This window comes from Clostridium homopropionicum DSM 5847 (assembly GCF_001263795.1).
GTDB lineage: Bacteria > Bacillota > Clostridia > Clostridiales > Clostridiaceae > Clostridium_H > Clostridium_H homopropionicum.
Genome location: NZ_LHUR01000022.1, coordinates 100783 through 126916 on the forward strand (window position 1 = coordinate 100783; position 26134 = coordinate 126916).

30 protein-coding genes are annotated in these 26134 nt (G+C 31.3%); 13 read left to right on the top strand and 17 right to left on the bottom strand.

The features are described from left to right. Nucleotides 1–10: 10 nt before the first annotated feature. A complete protein-coding gene (gene sdaAA / locus CLHOM_RS08515; RefSeq protein WP_052221276.1) occupies nucleotides 11–883 on the top strand; it encodes an L-serine ammonia-lyase, iron-sulfur-dependent, subunit alpha in 873 nt (290 codons plus the stop codon). A 2-nt stretch (nucleotides 884–885) separates the two neighbouring features. On the opposite strand, the gene CLHOM_RS08520 is transcribed toward sdaAA, so the two are convergent. Beyond that, nucleotides 886–4416, bottom strand: coding sequence for an AAA family ATPase (locus CLHOM_RS08520; RefSeq protein ID WP_052221277.1), 3531 nt, complete (start codon nucleotides 4414–4416; stop codon nucleotides 886–888). Next, on the bottom strand, nucleotides 4406–5623 hold the full coding sequence (locus CLHOM_RS08525; RefSeq protein ID WP_052221278.1) for an exonuclease SbcCD subunit D: 1218 nt from the start codon (nucleotides 5621–5623) through the stop codon (nucleotides 4406–4408). The genes CLHOM_RS08520 and CLHOM_RS08525 overlap by 11 nt, the downstream gene beginning before the upstream one ends. Nucleotides 5624–6003: 380 nt before the next feature. On the opposite strand from CLHOM_RS08525, the gene CLHOM_RS08530 reads away from it, so the two are divergent. The 5 genes from CLHOM_RS08530 to CLHOM_RS08545 all read left to right on the top strand — a co-directional run bounded on the left by CLHOM_RS08530 (nucleotide 6004) and on the right by CLHOM_RS08545 (nucleotide 8126). Further along, on the top strand, nucleotides 6004–6516 hold the full coding sequence (locus CLHOM_RS08530; protein WP_052221279.1) for a VanZ family protein: 513 nt from the start codon (nucleotides 6004–6006) through the stop codon (nucleotides 6514–6516). A gap of 37 nt (nucleotides 6517–6553) precedes the next feature. Then, nucleotides 6554–6718 carry a hypothetical protein gene (locus tag CLHOM_RS18320; RefSeq protein WP_161803211.1) on the top strand — a complete coding sequence of 55 codons (165 nt, stop codon included), beginning with the start codon at nucleotides 6554–6556 and terminating at the stop codon, nucleotides 6716–6718. A gap of 21 nt (nucleotides 6719–6739) precedes the next feature. After that, nucleotides 6740–7090, top strand: coding sequence for a hypothetical protein (locus tag CLHOM_RS08535; protein ID WP_052221280.1), 351 nt, complete (start codon nucleotides 6740–6742; stop codon nucleotides 7088–7090). Nucleotides 7091–7371: 281 nt separating this feature from the next. Next, entirely contained in the window at nucleotides 7372–7557 is a 186-nt protein-coding gene (locus CLHOM_RS18500) for a hypothetical protein (RefSeq protein ID WP_052221281.1), read from the top strand. Between the two features lie 95 nt (nucleotides 7558–7652). Beyond that, on the top strand, nucleotides 7653–8126 hold the full coding sequence (locus CLHOM_RS08545; RefSeq protein ID WP_052221282.1) for an NUDIX hydrolase: 474 nt from the start codon (nucleotides 7653–7655) through the stop codon (nucleotides 8124–8126). A gap of 294 nt (nucleotides 8127–8420) precedes the next feature. On the opposite strand, the gene CLHOM_RS08550 is transcribed toward CLHOM_RS08545, so the two are convergent. After that, nucleotides 8421–8810 carry a retropepsin-like aspartic protease gene (locus CLHOM_RS08550; protein WP_052221283.1) on the bottom strand — a complete coding sequence of 130 codons (390 nt, stop codon included), beginning with the start codon at nucleotides 8808–8810 and terminating at the stop codon, nucleotides 8421–8423. Nucleotides 8811–8812: 2 nt separating this feature from the next. Next, complete coding sequence (locus CLHOM_RS08555; protein WP_052221284.1) at nucleotides 8813–9064, bottom strand: hypothetical protein; 252 nt, start codon at nucleotides 9062–9064, stop codon at nucleotides 8813–8815. A 69-nt stretch (nucleotides 9065–9133) separates the two neighbouring features. Here CLHOM_RS08555 and CLHOM_RS18325 point away from each other — a divergent pair, with 69 nt between their 5' ends. The 3 genes from CLHOM_RS18325 to CLHOM_RS08565 all read left to right on the top strand — a co-directional run bounded on the left by CLHOM_RS18325 (nucleotide 9134) and on the right by CLHOM_RS08565 (nucleotide 10768). Continuing rightward, nucleotides 9134–9295 carry a hypothetical protein gene (locus CLHOM_RS18325; RefSeq protein WP_161803212.1) on the top strand — a complete coding sequence of 54 codons (162 nt, stop codon included), beginning with the start codon at nucleotides 9134–9136 and terminating at the stop codon, nucleotides 9293–9295. A 199-nt stretch (nucleotides 9296–9494) separates the two neighbouring features. Then, nucleotides 9495–9884, top strand: coding sequence for a histidine phosphatase family protein (locus CLHOM_RS08560; protein ID WP_052221285.1), 390 nt, complete (start codon nucleotides 9495–9497; stop codon nucleotides 9882–9884). A 608-nt stretch (nucleotides 9885–10492) separates the two neighbouring features. After that, nucleotides 10493–10768 (top strand): AbrB/MazE/SpoVT family DNA-binding domain-containing protein, encoded by a 276-nt coding sequence (locus CLHOM_RS08565; RefSeq protein WP_052221286.1) that lies wholly within the window; start codon nucleotides 10493–10495, stop codon nucleotides 10766–10768. 96 nt (nucleotides 10769–10864) lie between these two features. On the opposite strand, the gene CLHOM_RS08570 is transcribed toward CLHOM_RS08565, so the two are convergent. Together CLHOM_RS08570 and CLHOM_RS08575 are read right to left on the bottom strand one after the other, a co-directional pair. Next, complete coding sequence (locus CLHOM_RS08570; RefSeq protein ID WP_052221287.1) at nucleotides 10865–11170, bottom strand: type II toxin-antitoxin system RelE/ParE family toxin; 306 nt, start codon at nucleotides 11168–11170, stop codon at nucleotides 10865–10867. Further along, nucleotides 11163–11429 (bottom strand): type II toxin-antitoxin system Phd/YefM family antitoxin, encoded by a 267-nt coding sequence (locus CLHOM_RS08575; protein WP_052221586.1) that lies wholly within the window; start codon nucleotides 11427–11429, stop codon nucleotides 11163–11165. The genes CLHOM_RS08570 and CLHOM_RS08575 overlap by 8 nt, the downstream gene beginning before the upstream one ends. Before the next feature lie 138 nt (nucleotides 11430–11567). Between CLHOM_RS08575 and CLHOM_RS18505 the strand changes: the two genes are divergently transcribed. Next, complete coding sequence (locus tag CLHOM_RS18505) at nucleotides 11568–11765, top strand: hypothetical protein (protein ID WP_052221288.1); 198 nt, start codon at nucleotides 11568–11570, stop codon at nucleotides 11763–11765. Here the strand turns inward: CLHOM_RS18505 and CLHOM_RS08585 are convergent. Together CLHOM_RS08585 and CLHOM_RS08590 are read right to left on the bottom strand one after the other, a co-directional pair. Continuing rightward, nucleotides 11723–12703, bottom strand: a complete 981-nt coding sequence (locus CLHOM_RS08585) for a D-isomer specific 2-hydroxyacid dehydrogenase family protein (protein WP_052221289.1) — start codon at nucleotides 12701–12703, stop codon at nucleotides 11723–11725. The genes CLHOM_RS18505 and CLHOM_RS08585 overlap by 43 nt on opposite strands. Before the next feature lie 49 nt (nucleotides 12704–12752). After that, nucleotides 12753–13676 (bottom strand): AEC family transporter, encoded by a 924-nt coding sequence (locus tag CLHOM_RS08590; protein ID WP_052221290.1) that lies wholly within the window; start codon nucleotides 13674–13676, stop codon nucleotides 12753–12755. Nucleotides 13677–13965: 289 nt separating this feature from the next. Here CLHOM_RS08590 and CLHOM_RS08595 point away from each other — a divergent pair, with 289 nt between their 5' ends. Beyond that, nucleotides 13966–14697, top strand: a complete 732-nt coding sequence (locus tag CLHOM_RS08595; protein WP_139205609.1) for a hypothetical protein — start codon at nucleotides 13966–13968, stop codon at nucleotides 14695–14697. Between the two features lie 59 nt (nucleotides 14698–14756). Here the strand turns inward: CLHOM_RS08595 and CLHOM_RS18510 are convergent, their stop codons facing one another. Further along, a complete protein-coding gene (locus CLHOM_RS18510) occupies nucleotides 14757–14921 on the bottom strand; it encodes a hypothetical protein (RefSeq protein ID WP_175478641.1) in 165 nt (54 codons plus the stop codon). Nucleotides 14922–15060: 139 nt separating this feature from the next. Further along, nucleotides 15061–15522, bottom strand: coding sequence for a pyridoxamine 5'-phosphate oxidase family protein (locus CLHOM_RS08600; protein ID WP_278321726.1), 462 nt, complete (start codon nucleotides 15520–15522; stop codon nucleotides 15061–15063). A gap of 96 nt (nucleotides 15523–15618) precedes the next feature. On the opposite strand from CLHOM_RS08600, the gene CLHOM_RS08605 reads away from it, so the two are divergent. Beyond that, nucleotides 15619–16488 (top strand): FUSC family protein, encoded by an 870-nt coding sequence (locus CLHOM_RS08605; RefSeq protein ID WP_052221293.1) that lies wholly within the window; start codon nucleotides 15619–15621, stop codon nucleotides 16486–16488. Between the two features lie 70 nt (nucleotides 16489–16558). Here CLHOM_RS08605 and CLHOM_RS08610 read toward each other — a convergent pair whose 3' ends face one another. Continuing rightward, on the bottom strand, nucleotides 16559–16750 hold the full coding sequence (locus CLHOM_RS08610; protein WP_052221294.1) for a ferredoxin: 192 nt from the start codon (nucleotides 16748–16750) through the stop codon (nucleotides 16559–16561). 118 nt (nucleotides 16751–16868) lie between these two features. Beyond that, nucleotides 16869–17132 carry a hypothetical protein gene (locus tag CLHOM_RS08615; protein WP_052221295.1) on the bottom strand — a complete coding sequence of 88 codons (264 nt, stop codon included), beginning with the start codon at nucleotides 17130–17132 and terminating at the stop codon, nucleotides 16869–16871. 176 nt (nucleotides 17133–17308) lie between these two features. Here CLHOM_RS08615 and CLHOM_RS08620 point away from each other — a divergent pair, with 176 nt between their 5' ends. Next, a complete protein-coding gene (locus CLHOM_RS08620; RefSeq protein WP_052221296.1) occupies nucleotides 17309–17596 on the top strand; it encodes a hypothetical protein in 288 nt (95 codons plus the stop codon). A gap of 35 nt (nucleotides 17597–17631) precedes the next feature. Here the strand turns inward: CLHOM_RS08620 and CLHOM_RS08625 are convergent, their stop codons facing one another. The 5 genes from CLHOM_RS08625 to gltB form a co-directional block, all read right to left on the bottom strand. After that, complete coding sequence (locus CLHOM_RS08625; RefSeq protein WP_052221297.1) at nucleotides 17632–17871, bottom strand: DUF1292 domain-containing protein; 240 nt, start codon at nucleotides 17869–17871, stop codon at nucleotides 17632–17634. A gap of 71 nt (nucleotides 17872–17942) precedes the next feature. Continuing rightward, the gene (locus tag CLHOM_RS08630; protein ID WP_052221298.1) at nucleotides 17943–18470 is read right to left on the bottom strand and encodes a DUF6155 family protein; all 528 of its coding nucleotides are present in this window, start codon (nucleotides 18468–18470) and stop codon (nucleotides 17943–17945) included. Nucleotides 18471–18588: 118 nt separating this feature from the next. Further along, the gene (amrA, locus tag CLHOM_RS08635) at nucleotides 18589–19971 is read right to left on the bottom strand and encodes an AmmeMemoRadiSam system protein A (protein WP_052221587.1); all 1383 of its coding nucleotides are present in this window, start codon (nucleotides 19969–19971) and stop codon (nucleotides 18589–18591) included. A gap of 128 nt (nucleotides 19972–20099) precedes the next feature. After that, nucleotides 20100–21536 carry a glutamate synthase subunit beta gene (locus CLHOM_RS08640; RefSeq protein WP_052221299.1) on the bottom strand — a complete coding sequence of 479 codons (1437 nt, stop codon included), beginning with the start codon at nucleotides 21534–21536 and terminating at the stop codon, nucleotides 20100–20102. A 15-nt stretch (nucleotides 21537–21551) separates the two neighbouring features. Further along, nucleotides 21552–26069 carry a glutamate synthase large subunit gene (gene gltB, locus CLHOM_RS08645; RefSeq protein ID WP_052221300.1) on the bottom strand — a complete coding sequence of 1506 codons (4518 nt, stop codon included), beginning with the start codon at nucleotides 26067–26069 and terminating at the stop codon, nucleotides 21552–21554. Nucleotides 26070–26134: the final 65 nt, after the last annotated feature.

The following is a 26134-nucleotide window of genomic DNA, read 5'->3' on the forward strand; positions in this document are numbered from 1 at the left end:
AGACAATAAAATGTTTGTAGACAGTGGTGAAGCACTAATTGAAATTTGTAATAAACAAAATATATCTATATGGGAATATACCTTAAATTATGAGATTGAAAATAGTGGATTAAGTAAAAACGAAGTATTAGAAAAGATGAAAAATACTCTTTCTGTTATGCAAAACTCTTCAAGTTACGCCCTAGACCGTGAAGTTAAATCCGTAAGTGGTTTAATTGGAGGCGACGGAGTTAAGCTCTATAAATACGCAAAAGAAGGAAATCCCTTAACAGGAGAGTTTATGATGATGGCTATGGCAAGAGCAATATCCTGCTCAGAGGTTAATGCTGCTATGGGTAAAATCGTAGCATGCCCAACAGCAGGTTCTTGTGGAATTGTACCAGCGGCAATTATTTCTGCTGGAGAAAGACTAAATAAATCTGAAGATGAATTAATTAAAGCCTTACTTACAGTTTCAGGTGTAGGCATGCTAATAGCTAAAAATGCCACTGTATCAGGTGCAGAAGGTGGGTGCCAAGCTGAATGTGGCTCTGCTTCTGCCATGGCAGCAGCGGCCGTGGTAGAAATGATGGGAGGAACACCAAGTCAGGCATTGCATGCTAGCGCCATAGTAATAAAAAATGTATTAGGTTTAGTTTGTGATCCTGTAGCAGGTTTAGTTGAAGTACCTTGTGCAAAAAGAAATGTCTCTGGGGTAGTTTCTGCATTAACTACAGCAGATATGGTTATGAGTGGAGTAGAAAGTAAAATTCCTTTTGATGAAACAGTTACAGCTATGTATAAGGTTGGAAAACAGCTTCCATGCCAGCTCCGTGAAACTGGAGAAGGAGGGGTAGCTAATACCCCTACTGGAATTAGACTTAAGAAAGAGGTTTTTGGATAAATCTAACTATATTCTAATGATATTTTGCTTCCACCTTCTCCTTGCTTTGAAGGATAAACTATAAGCTTTACTGGGACTCTATTTTTTAGCTCTTCTACATGGCTTATTATTCCAATCGATAGTCTGGAACTATGAAGGCTTTCTAAAGAGTTCATTACAATATCCAACAGTTCAGAGTCAAGAGTCCCAAAGCCTTCATCTAAGAAGAAGAATTCTAATGGCGCACTTCCCTTTAACTGCACCTGATAGGATAAAGCTAAGGCAAGTGCTAAAGATGCTAGGAAGGTTTCTCCTCCTGATAAGGTGCTTATATCTCTTATCTCTCCTCCATTAAAATCATCCCTTATGGTAAAGTTTCCTTCTCCATCTATTTCTAAAGCATATCTATCCTTAGTTATGCTTTTAAGCTTTCTTGAAGCTTCTCTAGCAATATATTTAAGCTGACTCATAGCCACAAACTCAACAAATTTGTTTCCTTCTACTAATCTGCTTAGGTCATTTAAAAGGGATAATTTCTTTTCAAGAGCTTCCTTTTTCTTCATTAGCTGAGAAAGCTCTTCAATACTCAGCTTCATGCTAGTAATTATGTTTTGAAGGGTTGCAATTTCCTTTATTTTTTCATTTAGTAATTTTTCTTTTTCAACTCTCTCTATTTTTATTAATTCAAAAGCTTCCTCTTCTATGAATTCTCCATTAAGCTTTTCTTCTATCCTTGAAATATTATTTATTACATTTTTATAATCATCCTTATAAGTATTTATAGTTATTTCCATTTCCTCTAGAAGCTTTTTATCAATATATGATTGTAATACCTCATCTAAATTAATAAATCCATTTTCTTTCAATAGCTCCTCTAATTTAGAATTTAGCTCTATTACTCTTGAAATAAGCATTTTTTCTGCTTCCTCTAAGCTTACTTTATTATCCCATATATTTTGTTTATTTTTCTTCTGCTCTTCAAGTTTGCTTTTTATCCTTTGATTCTCTTTATTTATATTGCTTATCTCATTTCTAGTCCACCCTAAATATTCTTTTGAATCTTTTCCTTCTGATAAGTCATTTATCTCTTTTTCAGTATTCTGTATAATGGTACCTTTTTCTTTTCCGCTCTGAGCTATTTCCCCTAGCCTTCCGTGAAGCTCCTTGTCCTTCTCTATTAACTCTTCTCTCTCTTTATTATCCTTATCAATCAGGTCTCTTGCTTCCTTTAAAAGCTTTTGAAGGGAAATAGTTTCTCTTTCAGCTTCTCGCATTTCTTTTATCTTTAAGGAAATATCCTCTAATTTCAAGCTGCTTTTAATAGAAATGTACTCTTCCTTTAATTTATTAAAATTGAACTCTCCTTCTTTATATTCCTTTTCTAATTCCTCAATAATTGCTTTTTCATTCTTTATCTTTTCTCCTGTTTTTACTTCCTCCATTTGAAGCTTTAATTGCTTTTCTTTTTCTAGTGTTAATTGCCTTTCTAAGGCTTCTTTTTCCTTAGTATATAAATTCAGCTTTTCTTTAAATCCTATAAGCTCCAGTTCTAAGCTATTATTTTCAGCTTTTAAAACATTAATATCTATTCCCTCAATAGCTTTTAATGATGCTTCTAGCTCACCATTTATATATTCCTCTTCCTTTAAAAATCCTACTAACTTTAGATTTAATTCATTTAAAGAGCTATTTAATTTTTCAATAGAACTTTCTAAAGCTTTTTTTTCTTTTTCCTTAGTTTCTAAAATACTAAAATCAAATTCTCTATCTGCAAATATATGGTGAGTTGATCCGCATACAGGACATGGCTCCCCTTCTTCTAATTCTTCTCTCAGCATATTAGCCAAATTTTCTTTACTAATATGGTCTATTTCTATTGATAATTTTTCTAAGGTTTCTCTGTTATTGCTTATTGCTTCTGTTATTTGTTTTTTCTCTTCCTCAACTGGAGTTATTACTTCTTTTAAATTAATTAGCTTTGCTTTTAGTTCTTTACTTTTTTCTTCATCCTTTAAAGCCTTATCTAACTTTTCTTTTAAATTATTAAAGCACTGAGATTTCTCTAGTAAAGCAGCATTATCTCCAGGATTTATTTTTTCTAATTCCACACTTTTATTATTTAATTGCTTAATTACTAAGTCCTGCTTTTCTTTGTTTCTAAGCAGTGTATTATATTCTTTTAATAAATCTTCTAAATTACTTTTCCTAGTCCCCAGCTTTAATAACATGTCATTTTTCATTTTATTGCTTTTTAAATATTCATTTTCCTTTTCTAGCGCAGCTTGAAGCTTATCTCTATATTCAGGGTCAATTTTCAATTGATTTATTCTTTCTTCCATTTCAGATATTTGCTTGGATTTTTCTTCTCTATTTAAAACTATATCTCTTATCCTATTTTCCACCTTAGTTTTTTCATTCTTTATTTCTGAGTAGCTTTTTCTAAGAGCTTCTATCTCTTCTTTTAAAAGTGATATTTTTTCCCCTAATTCTATAGCTTGAAGCAGGCTTGCTTCCTTCTTAATAAGTTTTGGAATTTCTTCTTCCTTAGTTTTATTTATTTCTTCATATTCTTTTTCAGTAATGCTAATATCCTTTTCTATCTGACTTAATTTTAATTTTAAATCCTCTAATTGATTTTTGTTTTTTTCTAGAGCTATCTCAGTGTTTATTAAGTCATCTATTAATGGTCTTATTTTTACTGCTCTTTTACCTTTTTCAAGCCTTAGCTCTTTTGATTTAATTTCTTCTTTTATTTCAATAAGATTTTTTCCCTTACTCTTAAATTCTTTTAGTTCCTTTTGTAGTTCTAAAATGCCAGTGTATTTCTCATAATCTTTATCTAATCTACTTTTTTCTTTAATAATATTCTTTTCTTCTAAAAGAGCATCCTTCAACTGATTTTCTTTCTCCATAAGCAGCTCTTCAGATAGACCTTCGAATTTTTTTAGCTCTCCAGTTAAAATATTTTCTTCTTTTAAATGTTTATTTTTTTCTCTTTTAATTTTTTCTCCTAATTCTCTTCCGTACTTTTCTAGAGAAAAGATTCTCTCTAACATATCTCTTTTATCTTTTCCTGTAAGTCTTAAAAATTCACTGAACTTTCCTTGAGGCAGAACTACTGAACGAGTAAAATCCTCAACAGTAAGCCCTATGATGCTTTCTATTTGGCTTTGAACCTCACTAGGGCCATCGCATACTATCCTTGTTTCATCTTCTAGCTTTTCTAAAAGTCTTGCATACTTTGTATTATAGCCGCCAGCTTTATTTATCTTTAAATTTCTCTCTGCAATATAAGCTTTTCTATCATTGCCAAGTCCAACTTGAAATTCATAGCTTACAGTAAGATTTTTTCTTGTAGTATTGATATAGCCCTTATTACTTCTTGTTATTTTCCCATATAAAGCTAAAGTTATAGCATCTAAAATAGTTGATTTACCGCTGCCTGTAGGTCCGAAAATTCCGAATAATCCTTTTTCAGTAAGCTTATCAAAATTAATTATTTTTTCTTCTTCAAAGCTGTTTAAACCAGCAATCTTCAAGACTCTAGGCCTCATCTTCTTCACCTTCCTCTTGCTCTACTATACTTAAGAATAATTCCATTACCTCTTCACTAGGTTCAACCATTCTCTGTTTGGTGTAAAATTCCTTGAAAATCTCTCCGATACTTTTACCTTTTAGATTGTAAAAATCATTTTCCAGGTCTTCTTCTCCAATGATAACTGGTCTAATTTCTAGAATATCCTTTTTCAAGCTTTTCATAGTTTTTATATCTTCTTGAGATATAAATTTATCAGTTTTAATTTCTAAATAAACCCAAGCTTCTCTATCACTATTATTTCCGCACTTTTCAATAGCTTCTTCAACGCTTTCACACTTCCAAACCTCTATAGGCTTGTAGTTATTGCAGAATACTTCCTGTATCTTTGCTTCTTCTCCTGCTCTAACATCTATTATGTAAAGGGATTTACTATAACCAATTTCACTTTTGCTATATTGAAGAGGAGACCCAGCATACTTGCATATAGTTTTAGCTTTTACTGATTGAGGCTTATGTAAATGCCCTAGTGCTATATATTGAGCTTTTTCTGGCAAAGCACTGGCGCTTACAGCAAGGCTTCCCCCAAGCTGTATTGGTCTTTCTGACTCTGATTCTTCACTGCCAAGTATAAATAAGTGGGAAACGGCTAGATTTATTGTGTCTTCTCTGTACTTTTCTTGAAGCTTATAAAAAATTTCTTTTACTCTGTTAGAATAACTTTCCTGTCTATCTTCCTCTTCTATGCTAGTAGACAAAATCTCATTTAGTCTTTTTTCACTAGGGTAAGGTATAGTTATTATTACAGCTTTTTCTCCATTCATCTCAATTTCAAGATAACCTTCACCAGCATCTATAATTTTGTGCTGTCCACAATTACCTACTTCAGCAATACTTTTAGGTTTGCCTAATAGTATTACTCCTTGTTCATAAGCAATAGGACTTGCAGCAGATAATCTATCAGGATTATCATGATTACCTCCAATTGCTAGAACTATTCTTTTACCATTATCACAAATCCTTCTTAGGGCACTGTAAAAAAGCCTTTCTGCCATTGCTGGAGGATTGCTGTTATCATATATATCTCCTGAAATTATCACCATATCTATATTATTATTTTCCACAGTGTGGATAAAATCTTCTATAAATCTTTCCTGTTCCTCAAGTCTGCTGACACCTTCAAGATTTTTCCCTAGATGCCAATCTCCAGTGTGTATTATCCTCATAAATGAAACACCTCACTATTTTATACCTTTCCTAAAATTTTACCATTTTTGCAGTTATAATTACATAGTATTTAATTGTAATTTACAGCTAACTTTAAAAAGATGCTTTCTATTAAGGTTGCGTCTTTCTAGGATAATTAAGAGTGTTTTGTTGATTATTGCAATAGTTGGTACTAAAATGGTAATAAAGTTATTTGTTTGTAAATGGGTTTTTGTTATAGAAATAGGAAGTTCGACTAGAGTTAGTATTTACGAAATATTCAGATATAACTTACTAATTGAGATATTTACGAACATTTCGTAAATCCAATAGTTTAGTTGAAATACACTTAATGTAGTTCAAAACCTGAGGTTTAAAGTAAACGGAGGGGTTAAATTGTATGAAAGGGGAAGCTATGATGAGGAATAAGCCTAAGATAATAGAAGCTTTTATATGGTGTATTTTTTTATTATATTTAGTGTTGTTATTTAAAGTAGTATTGTTTAAGTATCATGGATTTGGAATTATACTAGATGTTTTAAGACATGTTAATTTATCAAATTTAAGTTTCAGAATTACTAATAGTAATTTCATTCCTATGGAAACTATTTTTTACTATCTAGGTGGTAATCAAAGTGTTGAAGTTGCTAAGAATAATTTACTTGGTAATATTATTGCTTTTGGGCCACTAGGGTTTCTGCTACCAACAGCTATTAGCAAGATGAATAAACTTAAACAGATATTTGTTTTTTCAGCAGCATTTAGTCTCATATTAGAAGTGATTCAATTAATTACTGGCCTTGGGCAATTTGATGTAGATGATATTATACTAAATGTGCTGGGTTCAATTTTAGGGTTCATTATTTACAAAATCTTAAAGAGCATATTTTATAAAAACATTTCTGTGAATTAATAAATAAAGTGAAATATTAATTACAAGGAGAAAAACCATGTTAAATAAGGGGTTTAAAGAAAAGGCTGCTATTGTTACAATAGCACTATTTGCAACACCTATTCATGAATTAGGACATTGGATAGGTTTTAAAATAAATGGAATTTCTGCTGTACTCCATTATAATTACACGTATTCCTTAACAAATAATGATAATATATGAGGTATAACAGGGGGACCTATAATGTCATTATCAGTGGCATTGTTATGTTTAGTAATGATGTATTATAATAAAAGAAATGAAGAAATTTGGGCTTATTTCTCATTAATAATGTGTATGACTCGGATACTTCCATATATAATATGTATCTTTAATCCAAATACATTTCTCTATAATGATGAGGGTTTAATTGGAAAAGCACTCGGTATAGAAATATGGTTAATTTATAGTGTTTTTTCAATATTATTTTTAGGTATTACAATTTTTATAATCAGAAGATTAAGAGGAGGTATTGATGAATATCTAAAGAAATATAAATTCGGATATGTCCTATACTTAATATTAACTGTAACTATTGGAATTAAAATAAACTAAATACAAAAGCTTTACTCAAATAGAACTTTAGATTTTCAATAATCAGAGTTTCATACAGCATCATAATATTTTTGAATTATTTGAGTATAATTAAGATTATTAAATAATGATAGACGTTATACGTAACTTTGAAAAAAGGGGCACACTGTTATTAATATTCTTTTTTATTAATAATTAATGCTAGTATTGCTAGTTTAGGACGCATTCTTCAAAATATCACAGCAGTAAGACTAGATGTAATTGCACATTCTTAATAAGTTATATAAGAGGAGAGTTTGATAATGGAAAAGGTAATATGGGTTAGAAGTAATGGAAAAATGCTAGGTGCAAAAGAAGATGACGGCTTGGATATCGTAAATAGGTATTTAAAAGAAGGCTGGAAAGTTAAGCATATATCTGCATGTGCTTTAGGTGAAAGCATAAACGCAGGACAGGCATATATTGTTATTGAAAAAGATGTTGATTAGTACAATTTTTAAATATTTATGTCACATCATTCTTATTTAATGAACATAAGTAAGATAAGATTAACTAAATTTGGTAGCTGGATAGGAGTTATTGAATGTTTATAAGAAAATCAGCCAGAGCACTATTAATTAATAGTGAAAATAAAATATTGTTGTTTAAATTTAAATTTCCTGAAATTCAAGGCGAGAAGGTTTTATGGGTAACTCCTGGTGGTGGTGTTGAAGAACACGAAACTTTTGAACAAGCATTAAAAAGAGAATTATTCGAAGAAACTGGACTAGTATTTAATTCAATAGGATCTTGGGTGTGGACAAAAGAGGTAATCTTTAATGGGACAAAAGGAGATTTCATTAGTTACGAAAGGTATTATCTTGTTAAATCAAACAATGTGGATATCTCCTTTGAAAACATGACACTTAATGAGGTAAGAACTTTAAATGGCTTTAAATGGTGGAGTATAGATGAATTATTATCATCAAGTGAAGAATTCTTCACCCAACAAGTTGGGAAGCTACTTTTAGAAATTATTCTTGGTAGTCTACCTAATAGTCCAATAAATATTTGTTAAGTAACACACATACGCAATACTCTTTTAGTGTGAGATATATTTGGTGGATTGCTAAATGCTTAGTTCAAAGTATAGTGGCGAAAGCTACGTATAACAATGCACTCAAGTCCGCCTTGGCTGGGCGGATTTTTTAATGTATTTTAGTGTAAATATATTACTCATAATGTAATTAAAGGTATGAAAATAATCAACGCCAAGGCATACCTAAGAGCCTAAGACAAGAGCTGTCTAAGACTCTTAAGCATCAGGAATGCAAAACGTTATCTGACAGCAATGTAATTTTGGTAAGTAATTTTAATCTCTTTTTAGATAAATAAAAGGAATATCAATATCGATTACTGCATGAAGTAATTTCAATAAGTCTAGACCTATAAGTCCATTTATTTCACCAGAAGGGTCAATGTTTCCAAAATCCATTTTTACGTTTTTTAATATTGTATCACCTATTTCTAACTCATCAATTGTTTTGTAAAAAAATCTCATTTTACCTCCACCAGCACCTCGAGTTACAGCTGTTTTGTCAGAAGCAGTTATTTTAATGCCTATATCTTTAACAGCAATGGATGATAATATTGATTCTACAGCACCAGTATCAATAACAACATTATTAATAATTTTTGTATTTCCATTTGATGTAATTCTTATAGAAGTACAAATAAGTTTATCATAATAATAAATGTTCATAATTAGTTTTTGCCCTTTCTATATGAAAAAAAGATATTTCGAATTTCGCTATAAATTTCATTTTTCGCAGTATGATACACTATTTCTTTATCGCTGCAGTTTACAAGTTCATCGGTAGCATCATCTTCATTATTTAAAACAGTTAATACGTCCATATCATCAATATATTCTTTATTTTCACTTTCATGAGAGTTGAGAATTAGAAGTTTAAGCCATTTGTTGGGATATTTTTCTCTAACTTCATTCCATTTCATATTTTTCACCTCTTTTTTATGATAAATATATTTTATCATAGGAAAGGTATAAAAATAAAGGATTTACGAATGAGTGGTAGAAATATACAAGAAGTGGGAAGCCATCATATAACAATGTATTTCTGCAAAACTATGACTTTACTAGGATCAAGCCTCACGGGAGAGAAAGCCATAGCACATTCACCAGCCAACCGAGTCGTCACAATTGAAGCTAAGATAAGAGCTATCTAATCTTTAATTGTGACTATAAGTCCAGTAAATATTGGAAATACGGAACATTATACGTAACTTTTAAAATGAAGAGCAATAAGATAAAGTTTTTGATATTTAGATTCAGTAATATGTGATTGTATAATATGGTGAATTAAAAGGGTAAAAATATAGTGGTTTGTGCAAATATTATTTCTAGACTAAAAGAGGAGATAATTTTATGAGCATTTTTTTACTAAGACATGGAGAAACGGATTGGAATACTATTGATAGGTGTCAAGGACACACAGATATTCCGCTAAATGAAACAGGAAAAAAGAAGATTGAACAAGTTGCTTTTATGTTCAAAAGAAACATTGGTGATATTAACTATGTTATATCTAGCCCTCTATCTCGTGCTTATGAGAGTGCGTTGATTTTTTCAAATAGTATTGATTACAAAGGAGAAATAATAATTGATGAGTTATTCATCGAGAGATCTTTTGGTCTAGCAGAAGGGTTGTTAGGAGAAGAAATTAAATTAAAGTTTCCCAATCTTGCCATCCCTGAAATGGAGAGCATCAGATTAAAGAAATTAAGGTTCTATAAGGTAAAACTATGGAAACATTAACAACTGAAAGGTTAATATTAAGAGATTGAAAAGAAACTGATAGCAAGGATTATTACAACACAATATTCATATAATACGGCACAAATTTAAAGGTTTTTAATTGATGTGAATAATAAACCGTCTCTGTATTCAAGTTTCAATTTGGAATCCTCCTGAATAAGCCTAGACTTTTTATTAATTTGGTTTTGATGATATCATGGCTTGTGTGGAAAACTAGGTTATCACCAGTGCTTCTAGTTAATTCAAAAGTAGCTTCTTTATCACTATTAATTGGTTTAATTATTTCCATCTAATCAATATATAAGTAATTCTCATCTTTGTGAGAATCTATGACTTTTAACTTTACCCACTGGTCTGGGTATAATTTTCTAACTTCACTCCATTTCATTCTAATCACTCCTCGGAGAATTATTTTATCATAAATAAGTTAATTTTAATATGATATAGAAACAATAAGAATTAGTTGTATTAAGCATAAATAATTCTAAAAGCTATCAGATAAGAAAATGTTGCCGTACACCTTGGCTAATGGAGATTTTTATATAGTGCTATGTAATAATATGGTATAATATAAGTAGGAAAAGTAAAGAAAGTAAGGATATGATATTATGGATTTAGCAAGAGTGTCTTCAAAAGGTCAAATTACTATACCTATTGAAATAAGAAAAAAGTTAAACTTAAAAGAAGGGGATAAGGTTTTATTCCTTGAAGAAGACGGGAAAATAGTTCTAGCAAATTCTTCTTATATAGCTTTAAGAGAGATGCAAGATGAAATGAAAGGCAAAGCTGAAGAGGCAGGATTAGTTTCTGAAGAGAGTGTTAATGAACTTATAAAAAATATAAGAAAAGGACAGATGGAGAATTTAAATGAGAGTAATGATTGATACTAATATACTAATTTCAGCTAACAAAGAATTCCTGTCCGCCTTGGCGGCTAGAGTATGTAAAGTATCGGAAATCTACCCATGGTAGTATTAAATTTATAAAAGAAATTGATATTTGCGTTTTCCATGAAATATACGTCTGATTTCAACATAATCATCCTTAGCCACATAGAAAACCAGATAACTATTTACTACAAGAATTCTATAGTTTAATCGTTGAAGCCTTGTATCTCTTGGATTTATACCAATAAAAGGGAAATCCTCGTGTTTAGATATTGACTCATCAATCTCTTGTAGAAGCTTTAAAGCTGATTGTGGGCTATCAAGAGTAATATATTCAATTATGTCTGTAAGGTCTTGCTCTGCTATTGGCAGATATTCTACTCTATACTTTTTACTCATTTATTTTAGTCCTCATTTTGGCCATTAAGTCTTTATGAGAAATTCTTGTTTTAATAGCTTGGCTTTCGACCTCAGCCTCTGCTAGCTTTTGATATAATTCAATAAGAGCCTGTTGCTGCTCATAAAGTGCTTGACTCATAACAACCATATCACCATGACCGTTTTTAGTGATAAAGATTGGTTCTGCATTAGTGTGGCATAAATCGGATATTACATTAAAGTTATTTCTTAAATCGGAAATTGGTCTAATTATAGGCACATTAATCACTCCTTTTGAAATTATCATTTATTTATCACCATTATATCATTATTATGATATGTATTCTATTAATTTATTCAGTTATCTAAAAAAGTTATATTAAAATATTAAAAATGTTTATTTGTAAGGAGAAAAATCATGAATAGAGATATAGAGAAAAATGAATTTGATTCAGAATTTAGTAACGTAAGATATATGCCACAAGACAATATAGTATTTCTTACGTGGAAAAAATTCTGTTGCTTTGATGATTATAGAAATCCAACAACATTTGCTTTAGAATTACTTATTAATTATAAGCTTGTTGCACAAGTACCTTTTTTTATAAAATCATGAATAGCCTCTATTGAGCATTTAACCATGTTTTCTACTGCAGTATTGGTATAAAAAGCCATATGCTGCGTCATTATAACATTTGGAAACTGGCGAAGGTAAGCGATTTTTTGGTTGCTGATAATTTCACTTCGCTTATCTTCATGATAAATACCATCTTCTCCTTCAATAACGTCCAATGCCAGGGCACCTATTTTTTGTGATTCAATTCCCTGGATCAATGCATCAATATCCATAAGTTCCCCTCTTGCACAATTTATTAAAACTACTCCATCTTTCATATGGGCAATTTTTTCTTCATTGATTAAATGGTATGTACTTTCTAATAAAGGTGTATGAAGGGAAATAATATCACAGCAATTTATAATTATATCTAAGTCAGTATATTGTGCATATTTTTTTACTGTATCATTTTCATTCATATCATATGCAAGTATTTTACAACCGAAATTAGAAAGATTTTTTATAACACATTGCCCAATTTTGCCTGTTCCTATAATTCCTACAGTTAATTCATTAAGTTCACGACCTTGTAAGCCGCTAAGTGAATAATCATTTACTTGTCCACGCCACATTGCCTGTTTATAATGTCTTAAAGACATTAATATTAGCATTACTGTATATTCAGCTACACCTGTAGGTGGGTAATTTGAATTAGCAATTTTTAAACCAATTTCATGAGCATGGGCTACATCAATATGATTAAAACCAATTGTTCTTGTGGCACAGCAAGTAACTCCAAGCTCTTTTAAACCCTCCTCTAAATCTGCTGTCATATAGCTTTTACTTAATATAGAAATCCCATCATATCCTCGTACCATTGATAAATTATCAAAATTTAAAGTATTGTGAACGCAGGTAATTTCACATTGATACTGTTTTGCATATTTTTCAAAATATGGCTTTTCATCATCACGTACTTCAAAAGCTAAAATTCTCATAACAATCTCTCCTCAATAAATAATTAATTAAAGAAAATTAAATTTTTACTTATATCTGGTACAACCAAACCATAATTGGCATTGTTACAATGCAAATAATAGTCGTAACTACATTTATAACACTTGCATATTCTGCATTTTTACCATATATTTGAGCCATTTGTGTAATTGTTGAGGCCGAAGGAGTGATTGTTGCCAGCAGACTGATCAGCAAAATCATCTTTCCATCGGGTAATAAGGCTGTCATTCCACCAAATTTAAGTAGAAGTACAACCATAGCTGGGCATACTATCATCTTTAGAAAAGTAATCATGTAAATTCTCTTATATGCAAATACTTGTTTTAAACTCATATTTCCAATGAGCATTCCAACTACCACCATGCTAATTGGACCAATAGTAACACTTACTGATTTCATAGTTTCCATGATTATATCGGGCAATTGTATTTTTGTAGCAAAAATTAAAATCCCAAAGAAAATGGAGATCATATTAATATTTAAAAGAATTTTTTTTATTTCTATTTTTTTCTCTTCACAAAGTACCATCCTTCCATGAGTCCACATTAAAACTAGCTGAACTGATAGGAAAGCACTAGAATAAATAACCCACTGAGCTCCCAATACAGAAGTTATTATTGGAATAATCAAATTTGCTGAATTAGAATATATTATAGATGCTTTTTCAACAGCATCTAAATGGAATATCTTTTCAAGCACCTTTACTAAAATCAAAAGTGAAATATGAATTAATACTGCTGCCACAAAGGCAAGAATCAAACCATTTCGTATGCTTTCTGTATATTTTACGCTAAAAGCGTTGATAATTACGCAAGGCAATATCAGATAAAGAACAACAATCGAAAGGCTTTTGCTATCTTCTGGCTTAAGTAAATGTGTTCTAACTAAAATAAACCCCATAAGAATAATTAAAAAAAGTTCAGCAATCTGCTTTACTAATAATAAACTAATCACAATTCAACCCCCATACTTTAACAGGAACAGCTATACTTTACTTATAATTATTCCTTGATATTTCCCTATTGTTGTGCATTTTACTTTAAGTCCTTCAGTTAACCCTTACATTATAACTAATTATAAGTGAATTGTGAAGTACTTGCCTTTAGGTGATATATATACCTATATTTTTTGATACTCTTTTACATAGCATTGTGTAAAATTATGGTTTATAATCAATATATATGCTTGTATTAATATCGCCTCATTATTCAGTGACTTATTTATTTAATAAAAATTTTAAGGAGTGATAATTATTAATCGTCATATTCTTACAATACTAATGCTATTAGTAATATTATTTACTGGATGTTCTCAACAAATAAGCCCTGTGGATAAAGATGTACAAAAGCATGTTGAAATTGATTGGATTAATTTTATTCAAGTAAATGATATTCATTATTCCGATGTCCATAACTACTGCGGAAGAGATTTAACCAGTGCTGATATTGGGCAAAAGGTATCGGAGGTAAAGTTCAAAGTAAGTGACAATGTATTTGACACAAGTTATAAAACTAAGGATGGAGATGCAGCATTTCTAGAAAAAGGAACTCCCATATACTCTATAAAAGGATATAGAACAGAATTTCGTCTTGCTGCGTACTTTAATGGAAAATTAACCTTGTATGAAGCACACTATAATCCTAAAGCTAAGATAGGCGGAGACTTAATAGACATTAGAGATAAAGTAAAATATATAGGAATAAATAGCGAACAAGATGGTAGAACAGAATTAGCTGCAATAAAAGATGATAATATAGTTAAAACAATGGTAGATAATGTTTTATCAGCGGATATTGTGGATATGAAAAATTATGATTTAGGTGGCACAAGATATTTTATTGCATTTCACTTGAAGGATGAAACTGCAATTACCTATTCATATTGGGTAAATAGCAGATATTTGGCTTTAGGTGTTGAATGCCCATTAGAGTTTCAAAATGAGATTGACAAAGCAATAAATAAAATGAAGAAATAGAAAACTAGAAGTATACTTTTTTCTTTTCTTTATAAAGTATACTTCTAGTTTTATCTATTTTATTCAGTTTTATATTTCCTCTTAGCCTCTAAACCACTTTCATTAATAGCCGGGCTTTCTATAGTTTGAACTATAGAATTTTTAGAGAATTGATTTTCTGTTGATTTATAGCCTTTTTTATTATAATTTCTTGCTAATTCACCTTCAATATGCTTATCAGTCAAAAGTAACACCTCCTTAACTTTGTTTCATTAATTATGGTGTCCTTTTGCATTTATTTTTATTAGTTTTAAATGAATGTTGGTTTTTGCATTCATTTAAAACTTTTCTTTAGTAGCCTAAGGCTATTTTTAAGATTATAGATTATATTCTGTGCTTCCCAGTAATACTTTCTATTTCTATTTTAATTATATTAGTTTTATTTTTTGCTCTTTCTACGTATTCTCTTCCTTCGTTTAAATATTCAGGACTGTATTTGCTTATAAATTCTAGCAGTGGTTCAGTTCTTTCCGCTTCTGAAACAATAGCTGCCGTGCCCATAACAATAACGCTTTCATATTCTGTAGAAAATTTATCCTTAAGCACTTTTGTTTTTCCTACAACTGTAAAGCTCACCTTATTATTTGCATTAATGTTGTCTATTTTACTTCCAACCATTGCACAATGAATGTATATTGAATTACCTATAACTACGTAATTTACAGGAACTCCATAAGGCTGATTTTCCTCTCCACAGGTTGATAAAATTCCATACTCACCCTTCTTAAGTAATTCAAAAGCATCTCCATCTTCCATTTTCCTGTCTACTCTTCTCATTGTTCTCATGATTATAATTCCCCTCCCATTTACCATACCTTTTCAATTGTGTATAATGAACTATATCAAATATTATACCATGATTCAAATCAAGGAGTTGACTTTATGCGAAAAATTGGAATGAGGAATTTAAAAACAGCTTTATCTGTTTTTCTATGCATTGTAATTTTAAAGTTTTTTAATATAGATTATCCATTTTACGCTTGTATAGCTGCAGTAATATGTATGCAAGGTTCGATTTTCGATTCATTTACAACAGGTAAAAATAGAATGGTAGGTACTTTTATTGGGGCATTAGTTGGATTGCTTTTTGCTCTTATTGAACCTAGAAATCCTTTCCTAAGTGCTATAGGAGTTATGGTAGTGATTTATATCTGTAACTTGATAGGTAAAAATAAAGCTATCACCATAGGTTGTGTGGTATTTCTCGGAATAATGATAAATCTTACTGATACGACTCCCTTAGTTTATAGTACTACGAGATTGTTAGAAACCTTTGTGGGAATAGCTATTTCAGTTCTGGTAAATTATTTAGTTTACCCACCTAAATACTTCAACAAATTATACAAAATGAAAGAAAACATAATTACTAACTTACAAGATTCCTTAGAAGAACACCTAAGCTCAGACCTTCCAATTAACTTATCCAAGTTAAATAAACAAATTTCAGATTTTGAAGATTTACTTAAGTCTATTATTTCTGAAATTACTATTAAGGAATCTAAAGTCCCTGAGATTGAAAATTTAAATTCCGTATTAAACCTATGTAAACAAGCTTATAGTCATCTCTTTATGCTGGAATCCCTCAGTGGAGGTTTCAGTTTAAATCATAAAAATATAGAAAATCTAAAGAATATAATAAATTTAGAAATAGAAAATAAACCTTCTCTCAATTCAGATATGGAGATAGTATATAATTATCATATAGAAAATATAGTTAAACTTATTTCTTCTTTAAACACTAATTTATGCTAATAAAAAGTGGATATTTCAAAATTAAGTCTTGAAATATCCACTTTATTTGCATAGATTGTATATAGTCAAACTATTCTTCTACTTTAATTGCATCAACAGGACAAGACTCTTGAGATTCTACAGCACCATCTTCGCTTCCTGATGGAACTTCATCAACTATAGCATGAGCCTTTCCGTCATCACCCATGTCAAAAACCTCTGGGCAAATTGAAGGACATAATCCACATCCTATACAGGTCTCTTGATCAACATAAGCTTTCATTTACATCTCTCCTCTTTAATTTCTTATTTCGTATACCCTTTTATGATTCCCTTTTTATTATAAATTTATTACATATATTAGTAATAAATTTATTATTTTGTTGATTGATGAAAATTATTTATGCTTCTTCCTGATCATCCTCATCGCTCTCTTCAAACTTACCTGTTTCAATTTTTCTTACTAAATGTTCTTCTTCATATATATCGCTAAATAAATATTCATCTCTTTCATTTGGATCTAACATCTTAATTAATTCAATAGAATAACTATAAGATGGAAGCCAACATTTAAAAACTCCATTTACAACATCAGGAGTCTCTCGGACCTCACACTTTCCATCTATGATAAATTTGCAGTTATGACAGTACTTTTCTAATTTCATTCCTCGTTTCCCCTTCCGCAAGTCTTTTAAAATATTTTCTTCTAAAGCTTCTCATATATTAGTTTAAATAATTTTCCTTGTTTAATCAAGTATTTCAAATATTATAAATTAAAAGGAATAGTAAATTAAACCTTTTCATATTATTTATAAATTACATCTGAATAGGAGGGTACTGTATGTTTAATGAATTAAAAAAAAGTCATATGCCTTATGCAAAAAAAATAATGATAGAATTATATCTAAATAAAAAACTAGACGTTGAAACCATTTGCTCTAAGTTTGTTAAAAAACGCCATAACATAGTCCGTGCTTCAATTAAAGATTTAGAAAAATGTCATTTATTAAGAAGCATAGATAAATCAAAAGTTAAGGATGATGAAAAAGTATATTCTTTAACTAAGATTGGAATGAGCTTTATATCAGAAGAAGCAAGTAAAGTATCAAGTGAAACCGATAATATCTAAATACAAAGAGCCACATTAATTAAGTGGCTCTTATACTAGCTATTTTTTGAATTATACTCTTGTAGAACTCTTTGAAATTCTGCTCCAGAACCTATAGAAGCATACTCAATTTGGCCATTACCCCTACTTACTTCTCTATATGCATTAGCCTCTTCAGTTCCAGGTGGTGAAACTATTACATACTTGTCATTTCCTATTACTAGTCTATCTATTAGTTCCAATTCTACTTTTTTACCATACTCATTTTCTACAGTAATGCTTTGAGTTTTTTCCATATGTAATGCCCTCCTAAATTTATGAATTAATTTGACTTCATAATTAGGGTTCTCAATTTAAATAAATATATTTATACTTTTTTTAATTTAACTTGAAAATTATTTTTAGTATCCTGTAAAATACATTTAAGATCTTCACTATTTATAACATTCTTATTTATTATTAACTCAATAGCTTCCTTAAATTGTTCTTGCAGGTTATTTTTAAAAATAATATTTAAAGCTTTTTCAAATACCCCTTCTAGAGATATAATAAGTTTTTCATCCCTTATTCCGTTCAATTGTATATATCCCATAGCTAAGTCTATATAATATAACATTAAATCAACTTTATCATAGGCTCTAGTAGATATATTTTGAAATTCCATTAATATTTCACTTATCTTATAATATCTAATTTTGTTATTAGGGTAATTTGAAAATTCTTCTACTAGTCTTTCTTTACAAGCTCTTAATAAACTTTCTTCTAATTTTCCGCTTATTTTTAAATTGTAGTAATTCTTCACATCATCAAAAACCTTAAAGACTTCTACAATTTCTTCTTTAAGTTGATTAGTTTCAAGTGTATTTAAATATTCTCTAAGCTTAGCTTCTCTCATAAAGGGTAACTTCTCCTCTTCCTTAAGTAATTAGATATATTTACGGCATAATACTATTATACTCATTTACATATTTTAACAAAAGGGGTTTTTAAAATTTTTATTCCTTAGTTTTTTATTAACACTTGCTTCCTCTTCTAACTACTTCAAACTTTTCTATTGAATAATTTTCTTCTGGATATATATCAGCTTTATCTAATGCAATAGACAGCTGTTCTTCTACTGTATCTATTCCTTCTAAATTAGGAAGCAATACTCCACATCTTGAATCACATCTTACAATAACTCCATACTTTTCAGGGTCTAATTCTTCTCTTGAAGCTTCAGTTGGTTTCATCAATATGTCAATAGAATACTCTAAATCCTCAAGTTCTTCTTCATCTATAGGTGAAAATCTAGGATCATGTAATCCTGCTTCTACTGAGTTTCTAATGATTTCATTAGCAATACAATCAGTAGAAGGGAAAATAGTACCAATGCAGCCCCTTAGCTCTTCTTCCTTTTTAATTGAAACAAATACTCCGTTTCTTTCCTTTAGCATTTTATCGTGAAGTAAAGGCATAGTAATATATTCTCCTGTTTTTACATAGTGTTCAAGACTGGATCTAGCAAGTTTTGCGTATATGTCCTCACATTGTCTTATAGCTTCTATCTCTTTCTTTCTAATTTCACTTATCTTTGAAAGCATATTTTTCTCTTTATTTTCTTTTGAATTAAATTTCATGACTCCGTAGCCTATTCCAAAAGGTGCTTCATAGGATAATACTTCTCCATTTATATCCTTTTGCTCCATGGATCCAAAGAGAATATAGAATGATCTAAGCCCACATTCACCTGCTCCTTTTATCAGCATCCTATCAATACTAAAAATACCTTCTACATCTCCATTTTTTAATAGTTCTAATAATTTCCTATCAAACTCTACTCCAGCCTCCGAAAATCCGTAAGGACCTTCCTCACTAAGTCTATGAGATAAGTCTCCACTGGCAATAACTACTACACTTTTATCCTGAACACTTACTGCTTCTTTTATGGCAATTCCAAATTCGTATAGCTTTACCTTAGAAAGTAACCCATAAGTTATATGCACAATATTATAATTTTTATAGTATTTATTTATAAAATATAAAGGAACCATACTTCCATGATCTAATTCTGTGGAAATACCATATTGATTTGCTGAAGTCTCATCTATAGGTACAACAATTAAATCTTTTTCAGCAGCCTTTTGTCTTATAAGTTCTGTAAGCTGTTCATCTATATTAATGTTAAATTCCACTGCAGGTGCATTGAAGCTTCCTAAGTCTCCTTTTATTGTAGAACCAGAAGAAATCGCTAGAGCATCGCTAAATAAAGGTCCATGAGGGGTAATTATAATTATTGTACTAGGTTTTAGTTTTTCAACTTCACGACCAATACTGTCACAAGCTTTTAAAGTGTTCTCTGCTTTTACTTCTTCACCCTTTCCTACCTCCTCCACTATAATTGGAGGATGAGGCATAATATAATGTGCTAAAATTTTATCCAAAGATAACACCTCCTTTTTAAAGTTTACCACTTATAAAAAATTAAATACATATAGAATAAAAAATGAGGATGTCATAAAAACATCCTCATCTAAATACCATATTAGCCTCTTAAATAGGTATCTCCCATTAAATATTTATCTACGTTTTTAGCCGCTTGTCTTCCACCGTGGATTGCTTTAACTACTAATGATTGTCCTGTGTTCATATCTCCTGCTGAAAATACTTTATTTACATTAGTCATAGAATTTTCATCTGTTAATACATTTCCTCTTGGATCAAGCTTAACTTTTAACTGCTCTAATAAACCTTCGTGTTTTGGATGAAGGAATCCCATTGCTAGGAAAACTAAATCAGCTTTCATTTCAAATTCGCTGTCCTTAACTTGCTCCATTACCATTCTTCCATCTTTATCTTCACTCCACTTTACACGAGCTAATTTAAGCTTTTCAAGTTTTCCGTTATTTCCCACAAAAGCCTTTGTTTCAATATTCCAGTCTCTTGTGCAACCCTCTTCATGTGAAGAAGAAGTCTTTAAAGTTCTAGGATATGTTGGCCAAGGCATTGTGTCATCTCTATCTACTGGTGGCTTAGGCATAATTTCAAATTGGTAAACTTCCTTTGCACCTTGTCTTATAGCTGTTCCTACGCAGTCTGAACCTGTGTCTCCTCCACCTATTACAACAACTACCTTATCCTTTGCATCTATATCCTTCTCTTTAAATTTCTCTCCTGATATCTTTTTATTTTGCTTTGATAAATATTCCATTGCAAAATAAACGCCTTCTACTTCTCTTCCTTCTGCCTTTAAATCTCTTGGAATTGTAGAACCACCAGCTAATACGATAGCATCAAAGTTTTCTAAAAGCTCTTTTGCTTCTATGTCAACTCCAGCCTCAGTATTTGTCTTGAATACTACACCTTCCTCCTTCATTAGCTTAATTCTTCTGTCAACTATATTTTTTTCTAGCTTGAAGTCAGGAATTCCATATCTCAATAATCCGCCAGGTTTTTGGTCTTTTTCAAATACTGTTACTTCATGTCCAGCATAATTAAGCTCTGCTGCAGCTGCAAGTCCTGAAGGACCTGAACCAATAACAGCTACCTTTTTACCAGTTCTAACCTTAGGCATATTAGGCTTTGCATAACCTTCTTCAAATGCCTTTTCTATTATAGTAAGCTCAATTTCTCTTACAGAAACTGCTTTTCTATTTACTCCAAGGGTACATCCAGCTTCACATAGGGCAGGGCATATTCTTCCTGTAAATTCAGGGAAATTACTTGTTAAAGTCAATCTCTTGTATGCTTTCTCCCAATCACCCTTGTAAATCATATCATTCCAATCTGGAATAATATTGCCTAGAGGGCAACCCCAGTTGCAGAAAGGTGTACCACAATTCATACATCTTGAGGCTTGCTCACTCATTTCCTCTTTTGTAAGGGGAATGTAAATTTCTTTATAGTCTTTTATTCTATCTTTAACTTCTCTTCTTTTATATCCTTTTCTTTCAAATTCCTTAAATCCAGTTAACTTTCCCATGCTTACACCCCCTCACTAAGATATCTTTTCCATTTTTTTATTTTTTTCTAATATTGCCTTATAAGCAGTAGGAATGATCTTTTTAAATTTAGATTTATTTTCTTCCCAGTTGTCTAATATTGCTTTAGCTCTTTCACTTGCAGTGTAGTTTAAGTGGTTAGTTATAAGCTTATGCACTAATTCTTCATCTTCTATATCATCTAAATCAAATATTTCCAGCATTTCTTCTGTACATTTTGCTTCTATGCCTGAAGCTTCATCATAAACAAAGGCAATACCTCCGCTCATTCCAGCTCCAAAGTTTCTTCCAGTATTTCCTATTACAACTACAGTTCCACCAGTCATATATTCACAGCAGTGGTCTCCAACACCTTCAACAACTGCAGCAGCTCCACTGTTTCTAACAGCAAAACGTTCACCAACAATTCCATTTACATAAAGCTCTCCATCGCAAGCTCCATAAAGTATAGTGTTACCTGCTATTGAATTTTCTTCTGCTTTTAGCTTGCTTTCTTTTGGAAGTTTAACAATTAGTTTTGCTCCTGAAAGACCTTTACCAACATAGTCATTAGCATCTCCTTCAAGAACTAAAGTTAATCCTTTAGCACCAAAGGCTCCAAAGCTTTGTCCTGCAGAACCCTTAAAGTTAAATACAATAGTATCCTCTGGAAGACCATTTTCTCCATAAGCCTTTGCTATTTCTCCACTTAGCATCGCACCTACAGTTCTATCTATATTCTTTATTTCAAAGCTGCCGCGTACAGGTTTCTTGCTTTCAAGGGCAGGCTTAGCTATTTGTATTAAGTGATGATCAAGTGCTTTATCTATTCCATGATCCTGAGCAATTACACAGTAAGGTTTTATTCTCTTAGGCATATCTGGTTTAAATAAAATGTTAGAAAGATCTAAGCCATTTGCTTTCCAGTGATCTATAGCCTCTTCAACTTCAATCTTGTCAATTCTTCCTATCATTTCATTCATTGTTCTAAATCCGAGCTGAGCCATATATTCTCTTACTTCTTGTGCTATAAAAGTAAAGAAGTTAATTATATATTCTGGTTTCCCTTTAAAGCATGTTCTAAGCTCTGGATCTTGAGTTGCAATTCCCATATCACAAGTGTTGCAGTGACACTTACGAAGCAATGTACATCCTAATATAACTAAGGCAGTTGTTGCAAATCCAAATTCTTCAGCACCTAGTAATGCTGCTACTACAACATCTTTACCAGTCTTTAATTGTCCATCAGTTTGTAATCTTACTCTGCTTCTTAAGTTGTTTAATAGTAATACTTGGTGTGTTTCTGATAAACCTATTTCCCAAGGTATACCTGCGTTTCTGATAGAAGATAAAGGTGCAGCACCAGTTCCACCATCGTGTCCGCTTATTAAAATTACATCTGCATGGGCTTTAGCCACTCCTGCTGCAACTGTTCCAACTCCAGCCTCTGCAACTAACTTAACGCTTATTCTGCTAGCTGGGTTAACTGATTTTAAATCATATATAAGCTGAGCTAAATCCTCAATTGAGTATATATCGTGGTGTGGAGGAGGAGATATTAAATCTATACCTGGAGTTGAGTGTCTCATTCTTCCAATGTATTCATCAACCTTCTTACCTGGAAGATGTCCTCCTTCTCCTGGTTTTGCTCCTTGAGCTACCTTTATTTGAAGCTCATCTGCATTAACTAAATAGTTTGTAGTAACACCAAAACGAGCAGAAGCTACTTGTTTTATAGCACTTCTCTTACTGTCACCGTTACTATCAACTCCAAATCTTACCTTGTCCTCTCCACCTTCTCCTGAGTTACTCTTTCCCCCAAGGCGGTTCATTGCAATTGCAATAGTTTCGTGAGCTTCTCTACTAATAGATCCTAATGACATAGCTCCAGTACAGAATCTCTTAACAATTTCACTTACTGGTTCTACTTCTTCTAGTGGAATGCTATTGCCCTTCTTAAATTTAAATAATCCTCTTATAGTACATAGATTTGTACCTTGATTATTAATGTGCTTTGCGTAATCCTTATATACTTCATAATTATTTGTTCTAGTAGCTAATTGTAGCTTGTATATAGTTTCTGGATTAAATAAATGGATTTCTCCATCCTTTCTCCAAGCGTATAAGCCTCCTACTTCTAGCTCATTTTGAGGCTTTCGAAGTATATTGTAAGCCTTTTTATGTCTTGCTAATACTTCCTCAGCAATAACTTCTTCACCAACTCCGCCTATTCTAGAAGTTGTTCCCTCAAAATATTTGTCAATGAACTCTTCACTTAATCCAAGAGCTTCAAATATTTGCGCTCCATGGTAACTTTGAACAGTACAAATGCCCATCTTTGAAAGTATCTTTAATAGACCCTTACAAATAGCATTAATATAGTTCTCTACTGCCTTTTCTTTGCTTTGTGCTTCTATTCCACCTTCATCAAACATATTCTCAACAGTATCAATTGCCAAATATGGATTCAAAGCAGTTGCTCCATATCCAATAAGAAGAGCACAGTGTGTTGTTTCTCTTGCTTCTCCTGTTTCAACAATTAAAGATACCTTTGTTCTTGTCTTTTGTTTGATTAAATGATGGTGAACTGCTGAAAGTGCTAATAAGCTTGGTATAGCTGCTTCATAGCTGTCAACCTTCTTATCACTTAAAATTAATATATTATATCCTTCTTCAATACGTTTTGAAGCTCTTTCGCATATTAAATTCAATGCTTCCTTAAAGCCTTCAATTCCATTATCAGCTTTAAAAGTTATAGGTATAATGGTTGACTTAAATTCCTTTGTTTGTATTGCTTTAATCTTATTTATTTCATTGTTTGATAAAACAGGTCTTTCAATTTCTATAAAAGGCTGATCAGTCTCTTCTTTATTTAATATATTTTCTTGCGCACCTATAAAATTCATAAGAGACATAACTACGCCTTCTCTTATTGGATCTATAGGTGGATTTGTAACCTGTGCAAATAGCTGTCTAAAATATGCAAATAAAAGCTGAGATCTATTTGAAAGTACAGCTAAAGGAGTATCATTTCCCATGGATCCCAAAGGTTCTTTTCCATTTTCAGCCATATATTTTAGGATAACATCTAAATCTTCTAAAGTATATCCAAAAGCTTGTTGTTTTTCTTTTATATCTTCTTGATTTGAAACTGTACCATTATCTACACTTTGGAAATCGTCAAGAGTAAGTTTCTTTCTGTCTAATATTTCTTTATAAGGCTTCTCTTGTGAAAGCATTTTAGTAATTTCATCGCTATAGAAGATTTTGCCAACACTTGGGTCAACTAATAGCATTTTTCCAGGCTCTAATCTTCCTTTTTTAGCTATTTCTTCTGGAGTAAATTGAAGTACTCCTAGCTCAGATGCCATAACCATGAATCCATTTTTTGTTATAACATATTTTGCAGGTCTTAATCCGTTTCTATCAAGAGTTGCTCCTATTTTTTCTCCGTCTGTAAAGAATACTGCAGCTGGTCCATCCCAAGGCTCAACTAAAGAAGCGTGATATTCATAAAAAGCTCTTTCTTCTTCAAACATAAATTGATTATTCTTCCAAGCTTCTGGAATTAACATTCTCATTGCATGTACGTTACTTCTTCCATCTAAAGTAAGAAGTTCGAAAACATTATCTAAAGAGGAAGAGTCACTTCCACTGTAGTTTACTATTGGGAATAATTTAGAAATATCTTCTCCAAAGGAGTCTGATTGTAAAACTCCTTCTCTAGCATTCATCCAATTTCTATTTCCTCTAATAGTGTTTATTTCTCCATTGTGTGCTAAATATCTGAAAGGTTGTGCTAAGTCCCAAGTAGGAAATGTATTTGTACTAAATCTTTGGTGAACTAATGCCAAAGCACTTTTAAAGTTTATATCTTTTAAATCAAGATAAAATCCATCTATTTGGTCAGCAAGAAGCAAGCCTTTATATACTATTGTCCTGCTTGAAAGGCTGCAAATATAGAAGTATTCAGTATTTCTTTTTACTAGCTTTTTAACTTCATTTTCAGTTCTTTTTCTAATTACGTATAATTTTCTTTCGAATTCGTCTACGCTTGTACAACATTTTTCAATAAACAATTGTCTTATAATAGGTTCTGTACCTTTTGCTGTTTCGCCTATTCCCCTATTATCTGTTGGAACATCTCTCCAACCTAATACCTTTTGCCCCTCTTCTTCAACTATTCTTTCAAAAATTCCTTCACATTGAAATCTTAAAGCTGGTTCTTTAGGTAAAAATGTCATACCTACAGCATAATTGCCCTTCTTAGGTAATTCCATTCCTAAATTATCACAGCTTATTTTGAAAAATTCATCTGGTATTTGAAACATTATACCTGCTCCATCTCCAGTTAAAGGATCTGATCCTACTGCCCCTCTATGAGTTAGATTAACTAATACCTGAATAGCTTTACTTACTAATGCGTGAGTCTTTTCCCCATTTATATTAACTACAAAGCCAACACCGCAATTATCCTTTTCAAACTGCGGATCGTATAGGCCTTGCTTTTCAGGCATGCCTGTTCTACATTCCATATTTGTCCCCCCAATTTCATTGAAATAAAACTTACTAAGCGATTTTGGTTTTAATTATAAAGGTT